Origin of the sequence: Clostridioides sp. ES-S-0010-02, from assembly GCA_020641055.1 — a bacterium.
Lineage (GTDB): Bacteria > Bacillota > Clostridia > Peptostreptococcales > Peptostreptococcaceae > Clostridioides.
Map to the genome: position 1 here is coordinate 1,703,892 of CP067345.1, position 13,959 is coordinate 1,717,850.

Below are 13,959 nucleotides of genomic sequence, written 5' to 3' on the forward strand. Positions count from 1 at the left end.
TATGATTAGAAGCTTCTATTATTAATTTGAACTAGACAGAATTTGAGGGAGTGACAAAATGTGGAAGAAGAAATATTAATAGAACAGTTAGTAAGAGCAGAATTTGTGGTAATGTGCTATCTATGGGAAAAAGATTCTTTGATATCTAAAAAAGAAATAATAAGAGACATAAAGCAGATATATGGATGGCATAAGAGTACAATAAAAATAATATTAAAAGGATTAATTTGTAAGGATTTTTTAGCTAGAGATATTATAAGATTTCAATCGCATTATAAAATAATAATAACTAGTGAAGAGTATGATACTTTCAAGAAAAAAGTATTAAAATCTACTAAAAACAGAAAAATTATACGTTCTCTTACGACTACACATAAGTCCATAAGTAAAGAAAAACTATATTATTTAGAAGAGTATTATAGGAATTTTGAAGAATGACTTGGAATAAATTGCAAAAATATTTATATAAATTCTCTTGTTTAGAAAACTTTATTGAGATAGAATTTATATATATATAAATCAATAATTTAAAAAATGAAAATGATAGATAATTAAATAATAAAAACAATGAAGGTATGAAAGTATAAGTTTTTGTACCTTTATTTTATTTATTATTCTGAACATATTTTAAAGATAAAAAATGTAGATAATATATCATTAATTAAAAAATAACAAAGAAATCTAAATTATGAGAGGTATATTTATAGAAAATAATGATATTAAACTTACAATATGTATATTTGCTTTTGTAATTGGAATAATAGTGTTATTTTGCTGTATAGCCTTAGGGCAATTTAATATAGATTGTATTATGTGACAAAATGGTGGAACAATGGATACCAACCAATACAATGTATATTTAGAACAATCTATTTCACAATATAGAAATTTTGGTTCTATATTGGCTTTACTAGGAGGAATAGGAATACTGTTTGATAAAAGTGTTAGAAAAGATTAAAAGAGTAAAAAATATTCTTAGTGATTATATTTTTGGTGTAATTAATACTAATAGAGATTAGAGTAAAGATATATAAGAATAAAGAAGCACCTACTTAAATGGTAGGCGCTTTTGCTTTGTTCAAATTTGCTTAGTTAAATATATAATAGGTAAAATATGTAAAAGTTATATGTTATAATCTTTTTAGCAAGAAGATGTAATCTACAATTTATAGAGTGGAGTTCATACAAAAGATTATCCTCCCAAGGTATAGAAGGGAGGTGAATATGTATGGATAATTTTTTACAGGGCATACTAGCCAGTTTAATAGTTTACTTAATTAGTAAGTTATTTAAAAAAGTAAAAAGCCACTCTGGCAGGAGTGACTTTAGTTTTGAACTAAAAATCAAGTTCAAAAAGAATAAACATTTAGTATTTGAACTTCACTCTACGTCTAAATAGATTGTAGTTCTTCTTGCTTTTATTATACCACAAATTGGTACACATATTCAAAAATAATATTATTATGATATAATAAAAATATAGAAGTTTTGTAGTGTGCGATTTTTCTACTAAAGTATAGTTTAACAGTTGGAATATAAGGTGTTGAGAGACTTTAATAAGTGTTATCAATTGCACTATTAGCCACTCACTGCAAATTTAAGAGAGTTGTATATGTGTAAGTATTGGAAATGCTCAATTTGTTTTGGGGTTTTTCTAAAGACAAAGCTTTTGCATTAGAATTGTTTGCATACTTTCCATCAATTCTATCATGATTATCTACTGCTACTATAGGTTTATGTGACAAATACTCAGCTACTCTCATTTTATCAATATCCTTTTATTTAAAAATTTTATTAAATTCATTCTAATAAACAACATAATAAATGCCAATAAAATAAATAAATTTATTAGTAACATATTTAGTAATTATATTGAAATAACTAGATTATATAAAAAATACAACTAAGGTATATGCAATTCATATAGGTTATATGGTAAAAATTAGATGGATATATTCAGCTAAATTCTCTTATTTGAAAAACTTTAGTGATAGTGGATGAAGATAAATTAATTGAACTCGAAGAATATTTTAAGAATTTGAAATAAAAAAATGACAAATAGATACATAATAAACAAAATGAAGGTATGAAATTATAACTTTTTCTACCTTCATTTTGTTTATTATTCTGAACATGTTAAAAAAATGAAATAAGTTTATCTTCTGTTTATATAAATTTTAATAGGATATGTATAGTATATAGTAGATAGGATGTATAAAAATTGAATTTAAATAAGTAGCTATTATTGCAGTGAAATAAATGCTTCTAAGTATATTCAGGAGGAAGAATGGTGGAAGAAAATTAGTAAAATATGATTCTTCCACCATTTTTCCTCCTAGAAAATAAAAACTACTCAATAAGAATTAATATACATTAATTCAGCTGAATCCAATCAAAATACTTAAATGAAAGTAATCTGAAAACAACATAATTCAAATTAATTAATTCAAATAAACCTCAATTTATCTTAAATCTTAAGAAATATTTAAGATTTAGGATAATATTTTCTTAAGATTTATACTCTATTATATAGATATAAAGAAAAATTATAAAAATGTAAGATAATACAATATAACAATTTAGTCATTATTGAGAAAGGGAGTGAAAGATATTGTATAATAAATATAAGGATTATTATACAATAGAGGAAGTGAAAATATGTACAATATATTAGTAGTAGATGATGATAAAGAGATTGTTGATTCAATAGAGATATATCTTAAATCAGAAGGATTTAAAATACATAAAGCATATGATGGAATGAAAGCATTAGAAGTAATAACAAAAAATGATATCCATCTAATCTTAATGGACATAATGATGCCTAAATTAGATGGAATCAAAGCAACTGTAAAAATACGTGAAGAAAGAAATATACCAATAATTTTAATCTCAGCAAAAAGTGAAGATACAGATAAAATAATGGGATTAAACATTGGAGCTGACGATTATATAACAAAACCATTTAATCTATTAGAACTTGTAGCTAGAGTAAAATCAAACTTAAGGCGATATGTAACCTTAGGTAACTATGAAGATACATGTAAAGAAATTTTAAAAAGTGGGGCTCTAGAGCTAAATACATTGACAAAAGAAGTTAAGATTGATGGCGAAAATATAAAAATGACACCAATTGAATATAAAATAATTGAACTTCTTTTAGAAAATAAAGGACGAGTCTTCTCGATAGATGAGATATACGAAAAAGTATGGAATGAAGAAAGTTTTAATTCAGAAAATACAGTAGCAGTACACATTAGACGAATAAGAGAAAAGATTGAAATAAATCCAAAAGAACCAAGATTTTTAAAGGTGGTGTGGGGAGTTGGTTATAAGATTGAAAAATTTTAGCGGAAAACTTATGAAAGAAAAGAGTTTAATATTTAATTGCATTTTGATTTTAGTCGTTTTTACTTTTACACAAATATTAGGAATTCTTATATGTTTTAACTTCTTCTCAAGTAGCTTAGTGTACTCTATGGGAATTATGCTTGTATTGAATTTTATTTTATATAAGATATTGACGATGTAGATGAGGTGAACAACTTGGAAAAATATAGAGCATTAAAGTTAGTAGCATTAATAATAGTATCTATTTCGTTTCCATTAGCTATACTATTTGCATCAATAGGACTTGCTGAACCTAAACACAATATACAAAAAACTTCTACAAATAGTGGAATTTTTCGAATATCTGATGATTTTTATGACAGCAATATATTTGATGAAAGTACAATTCAAGATTTATTATATAATTTGAAACTATCTGTAAGTAGTGGATACACCAAAGAAGAAAAACTTAAATTAAATTATGAGGATTCAAAATCAGAAGGAAACGGAAAAAATGTTGCTTTAAATAATGATTATGATAACTTTGTAAATGATAAACTATCATCTATAGAATACTTAGACTCTTTAAAAAATGTAAAAATGTATATTAGAAATACATATACAGGAGAGTATTATACGAACACAATATATAATGATTTAGATGAATTTAAGCAAAACATAAAGGGTTATTGTGATGTAGAAATAATAGAAGGAGTAGAAAAAAGTTCCTATACTAAAAAACTAAATGGAAAAAAATCTGAATTAAATAATATCGATTTAAAACTAAATGGTATGGATAAAGCTTTTGAAGTCTATGTATCTTTTCCTAAAGAGTTAAGTATTGAAGATGGAATTGTATACAATAACTTTGAAACGTTTAAGCAAGCTACAGAAAAAGTGCAATTATTTTTTGTAGCTAGTTTAATTTTAGCTATTATATGTTTATTGTCCATTATATTATGTAAACGAATTAAATACAAGGCATTAAAGAAAGACAATGTATTTTTATTAATATACAATAAAATACCTATGGAATTTAATGCAGTAATAATAGTTACCTCAATAATACTTCTATTTCTGTATGTTATTGATACATCCTATGATATTTATATTATATTACTAATTTCTATAGCATCATTACTAATTTCAAATAATATATTTTTTATAACTGTTCAGTTAAGTCATTTAGAAAATAAAATATGTATATTTAAGTCAAGTATTATAGTAAGGGTGATTTTATGGTTAATAAAAACTGTAAGGGAGGTCATTAACGCTATAAAAAAAGTATCTTTAGCAAGAAAAGTTATTGGTATAGTAATAATATCTTTGGTTTTAACAATTGTAATTAGTGTTCAAAGTGTGAGCCTAGGATTGTTATTTTCTATATGTATATTTTTGGGTTTTGCACTTTATATAACCAAAAGGCTTTCTTATTTGAGTTATGTTATAGAAGGTACCGAAAAAATAAAAGATGGTGAATTAGACTATAAGATAAAAATTAGTGGAAATGATAATTTTACATCTTTAGCAGAAAATATAAATAATATTGGAGAAGGTCTGGATAAAGCAATAGAAGAACAGGTAAAAAGTGAAAGGATGAAATCTGACCTTATAACTAATGTATCTCATGATTTAAAAACTCCACTTACTTCTATAATAAATTATGTAGATTTAATTAAAAAAGAAGATTCTATACAACCAGAATATATAAACGATTATATAAATGTACTAGAATCAAAGTCAAAGAGGTTAAAATTATTGATAGAGGATTTATTTGAAGCAAGTAGAGTAAGTAGTGGAAATATAGAGTTACAAATTAGTAAAATTGATTTGGTGCAACTCTTAAGGCAAAGTATAGGTGAACTAGAAGAAAAGTTATCTACAAATAATTTAAGTATAAGACTAAATGTTCCAAATGAAAAAGTGTATATATGGGCAGATGGAAGAAGAATGTATAGAGTTTTTGAAAATCTATTATCAAATATAGCTAAGTATTCTTTAGAAAGTACTAGAGTTTATATAGATGTTTATGAAAATGGTGAAAATGTAAAGGTGGTTATGAAAAACATATCTTCATATGAGTTAAATTTTGACCCAAGTGAAATTATGGAAAGATTTAAAAGAGCTGACGAATCAAGAAATACTGAAGGTAGTGGGTTAGGACTTGCTATTGCAAGAGATTTAGTAAACTTACAAGGTGGAAAATTCTATATAGAGATAGATGGAGATTTGTTTAAAGCAAATTTAGAATTTCAAAAATATGAAGAAGAAATAAAGATAGATTAAAATAAAATTTCAAGATATAATATAATTTTTACAGAAAAATTAAGATATTGAAAGGTTTCTTACAAAACAATTATATAGGTACTTTTAAAGAAAGGAATACTTTTAATTAATTTTATGAGAATATAGATAGATTTGTGTAAATATATTTTTCTTATTCAATATTACTGGAAATTTTGATATGCTCCCTTTATAAGTATACAGTTGAAATAATAACAACTGATGCTATGAAGGGAGTATATTTTTATGTCATGAAAATCTAAAATAGATTTTGAAATAAAAATTAAATCAGTTGAAATGTATTGTTTCGCCCCACTCTTGTTGTTCAAAAACGATAGTAACTGGAAGATTATAAGATAATTTAGATATTTCTTTTAAAATAAATTCTCAATCTCCTTTATTCAAAATATTTTACATACATACTGTACGTATGTTATATTGATGATACCAAATATAAAGGAGATTATTTTTATGAAAAATAGTTTTTATCCTGTACTAATGTGCAATGATATAAGAAAAGAAGCAGATTTTTTTATAGAATTATTTGATTTCAAGGAAACCTTTAATAATGATTGGTATATTAGCTTAAAAGACAATGATGAATTTGAGTTGGCATTGATTGATAGTTCACATGATTCAATACCTAAACTTTATAGAAAACAGTGTGAAGGCCTTATTCTTAATATTGAAGTTAATGACGTAAACACTGTATATTCAGAAGTAATTAGTAGAAAAAAATCATCACTTTTATTAGATATAAAAAATGAAGAATTTGGACAAAGACATTTTATTATTGAAACTCCAAGTAAAATTTTGGTTGATATTATTCAAATAATTCCGCCATCAAATGAGTATCTTAAAAATTATAAGAAATCGGGTAAAGAAAATGAACAAAAATAAAAAAGAATTAGCATCTATAAATACTACAAAAAATTTGATTGCTATTGCACGTAATCATTTTTCTACTTATGGCTATGAGAAGACATCATTAGAAGCTATCGCAGAAGAAGCTAATATGACTAGAGGTGCAGTATATCACCATTTTAAAAATAAAAAAAATCTATTTAAAGCAGTTTTAAATCTTGTTCAGTATGAAGTTGGATTAAATGTAGAAAAAGAAGCTATGAAATCCGAAGATATATGGGAACAGTTAATTTTAGGTTGTGTTGGATTTGTACAATCAGCTACTTTAGAATCTAACAAAAGAATATTATTAATCGAAGCACCCAATATTATAGAATGGACAGAGTGGAAAAAAATGGATAATGAGAATTCTGTTTTACTTTTGGAAGAACAACTCTTAGTTGCACAAAAAAATGGGAAATTAATAGAGTTTGATATTCATATGATTTCACATATGATTTCTGGTGCATTAAATGATTTATCTATTTTTCTTGCAGAAAGCAATATTTTAGATAAAAATCAAGTTTATAAAGCGATTTCTCATTTATTGACAGGGTTTAGAAAAGATGGCTAAGAAAGTGAAAGACTACTATGACATTGAATATGTAAACTTCTTAGCTGAAAAAATAAAATCAGTATATCCAGAATTTATTATTAATGAGTTTTTTTCACTAACAAAACCAACTATTGAATTGTTAGAATTCAATGAAAGGCAAGAGTTATTAGCAAATGCTTTAAAAAAGTCTATCAATTTAAACTATTCAGATACTATTAATGTTTTTGAGAATATATTAGGTCCAGAGTTAGAAGGCAGTTTAGGCATGTTTACAGAGGGTTATTGGTTATGGCCCATTGGAAAGTATGTAGAGAAGTTTGGTGGAGAAAATTTTGAAGTAAGTACAACTTTCAGTAAGGAGTTGACAAAAAGATTTACTAGTGAATATTGTATGCGTACTATAATAAATAATTTTCCTGAACAGTCTATGGAATTGCTTTTAAAATGGAGTAAAGATAGTAATAAAAGAGTTCGTCGATTAGCCAGTGAATGCCTCAGAATACGGTTGCCATGGGCAAAAAAAATGTATGTTGCCTTAGAATACTTTGATACTTATTTTGAATTATTGTCTAATCTAAAAAATGATACAGATAAAACAATTCAAAAGAGTGTAGCAAATAATCTAAATGATTTATACAAAGAAGAGCAAGATAAATTTGAATTAATTATTTCTAGTTGGCAAACAGAAAATATAACAAAAGAATGTCAATGGATTATTAAGCATGCTTCAAGAACAAAAAATAAAAAGAAATAATGTTTGTAGTATTTATATTCAAAAATATGTCTAAAGATGATATCTTTCTAATGAAAAAAGGTAATTAAAAAGTAATTATAAAAAAACTCTATAAGAAAATTGTATTTTTCAAAATATTTTCTTATAGAGGCAAACATATATTGTGTATAATACTAATATTAATGATAAATTTAAACTGATAATCAACCTAATATCTTAAAAATATGTTGGATTCATAAATGGGATTACAAGTTCTGCGACCTCTCCATCTGCATCAAGCCCCCAATATCCGCTGTAAATACCATCACCTATACCGCTTGTGAACATAATTAATCTGTAGGATGTTTGTGGTAATTTTAAAAGTAAGAAATTGCCATTTTTATTCTGTAAATTTGGATGCATTTCATGACTTTTTTGAAAAAGTGTTGCAAAATAATCATTATATTTGTTTTTACCTGGATTTTCATTTTGCCATTTTGTTATAAAATTACTATACTCCTTTGCAACTTTTGCGTCTGAAAAACAGGCTAATCCTGTATCCACACCAAAGAAAGTCCATGCTCCTGACTTTCCAAAATCTTTGCATTTCTTTCCCTTTGGCATTGCAATTTCATACTTGATAGGTTTTTTGTCATTGATAATCAATCTTGATGCTGCAATTCTAAGTCCTGCAATTTTAGAATGGCAGATAGAAATTTCTACCGAATAACTTCCAACAGGTATTTTTCTTTCTAAATAAGTCATATATTCACTACCTAAATACGCAAGAGGGTCTGCAAGGACAACTTCTCCACTTGGGAAATCTGTTTCTCCTATAATGAATGGTTCAAGTTTCTCACTTCTTTGAAACAAGCTTTGAAAGAATTCTATTGAATAGTTTTCATGATTTAGAAATTTTAGGTTTTTTTCAAATGCTATTTGAGCAGGATGTTTAACTTGTTCTCTAATTTCTTTTCCTGTATTTGTATCAATAAAATATTTTCCACTTTTATTAGAGTGAAATTCTAAATCAGTTCCTATGGGCATATAAAAAATATTCAAAGTAGTTGGTTCAACGTTAATAAGTGTATTAAAATCTACAATTGCCATATTCTTGGGATTGTCTACATACTCTTGTGTATCTGTATCACCAAAAGCAATCCATCCATTTCCAAACTCACTATGCTCTCTAAAAAGCCACCTCAGTTTTGATGTTCCATTGAGAATCGATTTGCTGACAATACAGTCACCTGCCCCAGTAATATACTGCTTTACTTCTGATTTTTCGACTTTTGTTTCTTTTTTATTTTTGCTAAACAGTTCCATACGAATTCTCCTTACTTTCAAAAATTTCTTGATAATAAATATAATAGACATTATTTTATTTGATGGTTGATTTGTTATCTTTCAATTTATTTGTTAAATATATCGTATCATACCTTCATACTAAATTCTGTGTTTTTCTGATTTTAGCAAAGATACTTATTTCAATCTGTATGGTAATAATTGTATTTGATTGTATTAAATCATTACAGTACTATTTATTTAAGTAGACACAACTTAGGGATTTTTTACTCAGTATAGATTGTTTTTTTGAAAAAATAATCTATGCCATTCCCATATTTTTTAAAAAATACTTTTTAGTATCATTTATCTTTTAGATTAGGGTTAAACTGTGCAAAATTATAGAATAAGGTAAAATCATGTGCAATTATTTGGTATGGCACTATGTATGTAAAATATAGATAATAAAATTAAGGAGGCAGTATGAAGGAAAGGGCTAAAAAAATATTAGATTTTATTATTAAAAATAACAATGTAACATCACAAGAGCTACAAGAAAAGTTTAATGTATCAAAAAGAACTGTTTATTACGATATCCTATCTATAAATGAAGAACTAGGAAAAAGAGGTAATATAAAAAATATAAAGCACAAATTTATATTTGAAGGTAACTTAGGTAATGTAAGAAAAATAATTTCAGCTGAAGAAGATAAATTTCTAGATAGTGAATATAGAAAAACTTTTATATTAAACAAGATATTACATGATGAAAAAATATCAATAGAAAAACTAACAAATGAAATGTTACTTTCAAAAAACACAGTAGTACAAACAATAACTGATATAAAAAAGCACCTTCAAACAATGGGACTAAAATTAGAGTACAAGGGAAAGTACAAAGTAATAGGTGATGAATATGTTATTAGAGAACTTTTCTTGCTACTTACACAAGAAAATGTATTAGAAATTAATTCTATAAGTAAGGAAGTAACTGACTTTGATACAAAGGGATGCATAAACCTTACAGATTACTCTTTATTAAATTTAACTAAGTTTACAAAGTTTCTAAATAAAAGAATAAGAGATGGGAAAACCTTGTATTCTTATAAATATCTAAATAAAGCTAAAAAAATTAGTTACTTTAATAATTGTAAAGAACTTTTGTGTGAAGAAGCTAATGAAAATGAACAAGCCTATGTATGTGCTTATGTAAGTTCACTTCCTAGTTTAAATAGTGAAGTTAAGGAAGATGTTGTTGAAGAATATGTAGATAAACTTATAGACAAGTTTGAAGTAAATACAGCAATAAAATTAGAAAGTAAACATGAGTTTAAAAAAAATATTTTAAGGCACTTGCATTCTTCTTACAACAGAATAAGATTTAAGTTTCCTATTAGCAACCCTATGCTAGACGAAACGAAGTATAAACATAAGTCACTTTATAAGATTATAAAGTCAATTATAGAAAATGAAGAAGAGTTTCCTGTATTTGAAGGTATAAGAGAAGAAGAAATAGGATTTATAGCAGCATATTTTGGAGGATACTTAAGAGGTTCTAGAGATAATGGTCTAAGAAAGAATAAAGTTTTACTAGTTTGTCCTAATGGTCTTATGGTATCAAAGAGTTTGGAAATACAGCTATACAAATACATACCAACTATAGAAATAGTAGGTATAGTATCTATTAAGCAACTAAAAGAAGTAAATATATACTATGATTACATAATTACAACCATAGACATACAAAATGTAAGTAATGTAATAGTTGTGAATCCTCTTTTAACAACATCAGACATTCAATTACTGATGAACAAACTCATAAGTGTAAAAGAAAATGAGAAGTATTTCAATCTTGAACTGATAATACAGGCGATAAGAAAAAATGGAGTTATTAATAACGAAGAATCATTAAAAGCTGACTTATTAAACATAATACATAAGATAGATGAAGGAGAGATGTATCAACCAATGTTAAAGGAATTAATTAATGAAGATAGGGTCAATATAATAAAAAATGTTAAAGATTGGAAAGAAGCAATAAAAATAGCCTCAAAACCATTGTTAGAAGACAACTCTATAGAAGACTTGTATATAGAAAATATGATAAAGTCAGTTGAAAAGTATGGACCTTATATTGTTTTAGCTGATAGATTTGCTCTACCACATGCAAGTTCTAAAGAAGGGGTAAACAAACTTGCCATGTCTTTACTTATAGTAAAAGATGAGGTTGATTTATTAGGAAAGCCAGTGAATATATTTATGGTACTAGCTGCTATAGATAACACTACTCACATCAGAGCATTAGCATCACTTTCAGAAATGATGTATGAAGAAGAAAATATAAATTTAATAATTAATGGAGACAAAACCTCAATACTAGAACTTATAAATAAACAAAATTAGGAGGAATTTAAAATGAAAATATTAGCAGTATGTGGATTTGGTGTAGGTTCATCAATGGTATTAAAAATGACGATACAAAAGGTTTTAAAGCAGTTAAGTATAGAAGGTGAAGTAGAAAATACAGATATAAACTCAGCTAGAGGAGCTGATTGTGACTGTATATTTACAAGCCAAGAATTATTAAATGAATTAAAAGGAACTTGTAATGTACCAGTATATCCAGTTAAGAAGTATATGGACTTAGCAGAAGTTACAGAAGTTGTTCAAACCTTTTTAAATGATAAGAAATAGTATAAATTTAAAAAAGTAAATTTAAAAGTAAATTTAAGTTAATCGACATAAAATAAAAGCTTACTGAAATTAAAAATAGTAAGCAAGAGAGGGGGATTTTAGTGGTAGAAAACTTAAATAGTTAACCTATCACTAAAAAAATATAATGCTTGATTTTATTTCAAATAATATTTTACGTAATCCGTCTATGCTAATTGGATTAATAGCAGCATTTGGTCTTATATTACAGAAAAAGAAAGCATCAGATGTTATAAAGGGGGCATTACTTGCAGCTTTTGGAATCATAATTATGGAAACTGGAACAGGTATGTTAGTCAGTTCGATAGCACCAATTAATGGAGCTTTCCAAAGTATAAGTGGTGGTGCGGTAACAGAAGGTTTAAGTGATGTTACTTTTACTGCAAGTTATGGAGGAGTTATAGGTTTAGCTATGTTTGTAGGTCTAGCTCTTCATTTAATGATAGCAAGATTTACACCTATTAAGACAATCTTCTTAACAGGTCACATGCTTTACTGGTTTCCGTTTATATTTGTAGCATCAGGAGTTGAAGCTGGATTAGGTGGTGGAGTATTAATAGCTTTTGCAGCAGTACTATCAGCACTTTACTGGTCAATAATGCCATGGTTATTAAGAAAGTATGTATTTGACGTTATTGGAGATGAATCTTTTACACTAGGGCATCCAGCGGGTTGTTTAGCACTTGTATCAGGGTTTGTCGCTAAGTTAGTAGGAAATAAAGAAAAGTCTACAGAAGATATAAACATACCTCAAAGTTTATCATTCTTTAGAGAAATATCTATAAGTGGTGGAATGGCAGTATTTTTAATGTTTATAGTTGTTGGAATAGTAATACCAGGGGCATTTAAGGATGCTAATGAGTTTATTGGAACATATGCAATAAAGCAAGGTCTTTCTTTTGGGGCAGGTCTTATAATCATGCTTCATGGGGTAAGAATGTTAATAAATCAAATAATGCCAGCATTCCAAGGCATATCAGAAAAAGTTGTACCAAACGCACTACCAGCTTTTGACTGTCCAATACTATTTAACTATAAGCCAAATGCTGTATTAATAGGATTTTTAGTTGCTACGTTAACATCTACAGCTATGATTTTAATATGTAACTATTTCAATATATTTAACATGTTAATTATACCACTTGTTATAACTTCATTCTTTGAGTGCGGAGCAGCAGCAGTAATAGGAGAATCGCAAGGTGGTATACGTGGAGCTATAATAGGTACAGCTGTAGCTGCAATACTTATGGTAGCTTTAGTAGGAATATCTGCTGTAATTTACTCAGGAACTATTAAAAACTGGATACTAATATTTGGTGGTAACGACCTTTCATTATTTGGTATAATCAGTAAGTTTATAGGTTCATTATTTGGAGGAGTATTATAAGTATGAAATTTAAATACATAGATGAGATAAAAAGATTAATTGACATAATAGAAAATGAAGAAAAAGTCAATATGGAAAAAGCAGTACAAATCCTTGTTGAGGCAATAGAAAACAAAAGTGCTATATTTTCCTTTGGGGCTTCACATGCAGGAATACTAACAGAAGAATTATTCTACAGGGCAGGTGGATGTGTTCTTATAAATCCAGTATTTGCAAAGTCTCTAATGCTAGATACAGCACCAATAACTCACACTAGTAAGATGGAAAGGCTAGAAGGATATGGTGCAGCTCTAGCTGATAAGACTCCAATTAAAGAAGGAGATGTAGTTATAGTTCACTCAGTATCTGGTAGAAATCCAGTAAGTATAGAGTTTGCTATAGAAGCTAAAAAAAAGATGGCAACAGTAATATGTATAACTAATTTAAGTTATTCAAAGAGCGTATCTTCAAGACATTCTTCAAGAAAAAATCTTTATGAGGTGTGTGATTTAGTAATAGATAATCATGGTCAAAAGGGAGATGCCTGTGTAGACATAGATGGACTAAATCAAAAAGTTAGTCCAACGTCTACTGTAATTGCAACCACTGTTATGAATTCTATTATAGCTCAAGTTACTCAAGAGTTAGTTAATAGAGGGTTAAAGAATCCACCAATTTTTTATAGTGCAAATATAGACGGTGGAGATGAGTTAAATAAGAAGATTTTTGATGAGTATAAAGATGTAATCTACTATGAGTATTAAGGCGAATAAAGTATTTCAATAAGATTCAAAAGGTCTTAACAATGTAAAT

Annotated in this window: 12 protein-coding genes and 1 pseudogene; 11 read left to right on the forward strand and 2 right to left on the reverse strand. The window is 26.9% G+C overall.

Features of this window, described 5'->3' with window-relative positions:
• Window positions 1-60 precede the first annotated feature (60 nt).
• On the forward strand, window positions 61-438 hold the full coding sequence (locus JJC01_07885; GenBank protein UDN59767.1) for a BlaI/MecI/CopY family transcriptional regulator: 378 nt from the start codon (window positions 61-63) through the stop codon (window positions 436-438).
• Window positions 439-703: 265 nt separating this feature from the next.
• Window positions 704-958 (forward strand): annotated as a pseudogene (locus JJC01_07890) (hypothetical protein).
• A 628-nt stretch (window positions 959-1,586) separates the two neighbouring features.
• On the opposite strand, the gene JJC01_07895 reads toward JJC01_07890, so the two are convergent.
• Window positions 1,587-1,763: a hypothetical protein gene (locus tag JJC01_07895; protein ID UDN59768.1), complete on the reverse strand. Its 177-nt coding sequence runs from the start codon at window positions 1,761-1,763 to the stop codon at window positions 1,587-1,589.
• A gap of 895 nt (window positions 1,764-2,658) precedes the next feature.
• Here JJC01_07895 and JJC01_07900 point away from each other — a divergent pair.
• From JJC01_07900 to JJC01_07920, 5 genes are all read left to right on the forward strand, one after another.
• The gene (locus JJC01_07900; GenBank protein UDN59769.1) at window positions 2,659-3,351 is read left to right on the forward strand and encodes a response regulator transcription factor; all 693 of its coding nucleotides are present in this window, start codon (window positions 2,659-2,661) and stop codon (window positions 3,349-3,351) included.
• 195 nt (window positions 3,352-3,546) lie between these two features.
• Window positions 3,547-5,616 (forward strand): sensor histidine kinase, encoded by a 2,070-nt coding sequence (locus JJC01_07905; GenBank protein ID UDN59770.1) that lies wholly within the window; start codon window positions 3,547-3,549, stop codon window positions 5,614-5,616.
• A gap of 468 nt (window positions 5,617-6,084) precedes the next feature.
• Complete coding sequence (locus JJC01_07910) at window positions 6,085-6,513, forward strand: hypothetical protein (GenBank protein UDN59771.1); 429 nt, start codon at window positions 6,085-6,087, stop codon at window positions 6,511-6,513.
• Window positions 6,500-7,090, forward strand: a complete 591-nt coding sequence (locus tag JJC01_07915; GenBank protein UDN59772.1) for a TetR/AcrR family transcriptional regulator — start codon at window positions 6,500-6,502, stop codon at window positions 7,088-7,090. Before JJC01_07910 ends, JJC01_07915 begins: the two co-directional genes overlap by 14 nt.
• Entirely contained in the window at window positions 7,083-7,826 is a 744-nt protein-coding gene (locus tag JJC01_07920; GenBank protein ID UDN59773.1) for a DNA alkylation repair protein, read from the forward strand. The genes JJC01_07915 and JJC01_07920 overlap by 8 nt, the downstream gene beginning before the upstream one ends.
• A gap of 195 nt (window positions 7,827-8,021) precedes the next feature.
• Here JJC01_07920 and JJC01_07925 read toward each other — a convergent pair whose 3' ends face one another.
• Window positions 8,022-9,110, reverse strand: a complete 1,089-nt coding sequence (locus JJC01_07925; protein UDN59774.1) for a DUF2185 domain-containing protein — start codon at window positions 9,108-9,110, stop codon at window positions 8,022-8,024.
• A gap of 441 nt (window positions 9,111-9,551) precedes the next feature.
• Between JJC01_07925 and JJC01_07930 the strand changes: the two genes are divergently transcribed.
• The 4 genes from JJC01_07930 (at window position 9,552) to JJC01_07945 (ending at window position 13,910) form a co-directional block, all read left to right on the forward strand.
• Window positions 9,552-11,471 carry a transcription antiterminator gene (locus JJC01_07930; protein UDN59775.1) on the forward strand — a complete coding sequence of 640 codons (1,920 nt, stop codon included), beginning with the start codon at window positions 9,552-9,554 and terminating at the stop codon, window positions 11,469-11,471.
• Window positions 11,472-11,483: 12 nt separating this feature from the next.
• On the forward strand, window positions 11,484-11,762 hold the full coding sequence (locus JJC01_07935; protein UDN59776.1) for a PTS sugar transporter subunit IIB: 279 nt from the start codon (window positions 11,484-11,486) through the stop codon (window positions 11,760-11,762).
• Between the two features lie 145 nt (window positions 11,763-11,907).
• On the forward strand, window positions 11,908-13,167 hold the full coding sequence (locus JJC01_07940; protein ID UDN59777.1) for a PTS ascorbate transporter subunit IIC: 1,260 nt from the start codon (window positions 11,908-11,910) through the stop codon (window positions 13,165-13,167).
• A 2-nt stretch (window positions 13,168-13,169) separates the two neighbouring features.
• Window positions 13,170-13,910 carry an SIS domain-containing protein gene (locus tag JJC01_07945; GenBank protein ID UDN59778.1) on the forward strand — a complete coding sequence of 247 codons (741 nt, stop codon included), beginning with the start codon at window positions 13,170-13,172 and terminating at the stop codon, window positions 13,908-13,910.
• Window positions 13,911-13,959: the final 49 nt, after the last annotated feature.